The following is a 1,710-nucleotide window of genomic DNA, read 5'->3' as shown; positions in this document are numbered from 1 at the left end:
ACAAGATGTTTTACGTCAGGTCGATGTCATACTTGGTCCTACTACACCCACTTGTGCCTTTAAGCTGGGTGAAAAAACCGATCCTATACAAAATTATCTGGCAGATGTATTTACAGTAGCAGCCAATTTGGCGGGTCTTCCTGCTCTTTCTATTCCTGCAGGTTTTAGTCAGGGTTTACCTATTGGTATGCAATTAATCGGCAACCATTTTAGCGAGGCGCAATTACTCAACCTTGCTTATTTTTATCAACAAGATACCAACTGGCACCAAGCCAGACCAACCTATAAAAGGGTGATATTTATGGCATGGGATACTGTTATTGGTCTTGAAGTTCATGCTCAATTAAAAACACAATCAAAACTTTTTTCAGGAGCAGCAACTCGTTTTGGTGCACAACCTAATTCACAAACCTGTTTTATTGATGCGGGCTTACCTGGCATTTTACCTGTGCTGAATCAAAAAGCAGTAGAAATGGCTATTCAGTTCGGTTTGGCTATTCATGCTAAAATCAATGATTATTCCTACTTTGAACGAAAAATTACTTTTATCCGGATTTACCTAAAGGGTACCAGATAAGTCAATTCCAACGTCCTATTGTTAGTGATGGTTCGCTGCTTGTCGAAATGAACGATGGGAGCACAAAAGAAATTACTATCGTCAGAGCCCATCTGGAAGAAGATGCTGGTAAATCACTGCACGATGCTCATCTGCAATATACCGGAATCGATCTGAATCGCGCCGGCACTCCACTGCTGGAGATCGTCACTGCCCCTTGTCTTTTCTCGGCTGAAGAGGTTGTGAACTACCTTAAAACCTTACATCAGCTAGTTCGCTTTCTAGGAATTTGTGATGGCAATATGCAGGAAGGCTCTTTTCGCTGCGATGTGAATATCTCTCTAAAACCTGCTGGTTCAAGCAAGCTTGGTACCCGCACAGAACTTAAAAATCTTAATTCTTTCCGCTTTATCGAGAAAGCAATCACCTATGAACAGGCCAGACATCAGGATTTACTTGAAAGCGGTCAAGCAGTTCAACAGGAGACAAGACTCTATTGTCCAACAACCGAGACTACTCAAGTGTTAAGATCAAAAGAAAATGAAAATGATTATCGCTATTTCCCTGATCCAGATTTATTGCCAATTCATATAACTGCCAAAAATCTGGCTGACATTACGCAAAACATGCCCTTATTGCCTGAGCAAATTAGACAAACGCTCAGAAAAAATCAATCGCTGCATACTGATGACATTTATTTTTTACTATCCTCCCCGGCAACCTGCCATTTTTTCCAGACGGTAAAACAATACTGTCATGCAGATGACAAGATCGTTATTAATTGGCTTAAAGGCAATTATGCAGCTGCTCTTAACGAAACCAATCTTGATTTTGACAATCCACCGGTTTCTGCAAAAACCCTGGCCTCTTTGCTAAATCATCTTCATGAGCAAAAAATATCAGGCAAAATCGCCAAGGAAATTTTTGCTAAATTATGGGCAGGCGAAGGCAGCGTTGAAGACATTATTAAGAAAGAAGGCTATGAGCAAGTTAGTCATAATCAACTTGAGGAACTTATTCAAACAATTGTTCAGCAATATCCTCAACAAGCAGCAGATTACCGGGCTGGTAAAGAAAAATTACTAGCATTTTTTATTGGTCAGGTAATGAAACAAACTAAAGGACAGGCTAATCCTGAACAAATAAATCATTTG

Annotated in this window: 2 pseudogenes; both read left to right on the top strand. The window is 40.1% G+C overall.

Features of this window, described 5'->3' with window-relative positions:
* Nucleotides 1–280, top strand: a pseudogene (locus tag BN58_RS37735) (amidase family protein); the annotation flags it as partial.
* A 21-nt stretch (nucleotides 281–301) separates the two neighbouring features.
* Nucleotides 302–1,710 (top strand): annotated as a pseudogene (gene gatB, locus BN58_RS23935) (Asp-tRNA(Asn)/Glu-tRNA(Gln) amidotransferase subunit GatB); the annotation flags it as partial.

The organism is Legionella tunisiensis (assembly GCF_000308315.1).
Classification (GTDB): Bacteria; Pseudomonadota; Gammaproteobacteria; order Legionellales; family Legionellaceae; genus Tatlockia; species Tatlockia tunisiensis.
This window is presented reverse-complemented; position numbering and strand designations above follow the sequence as displayed.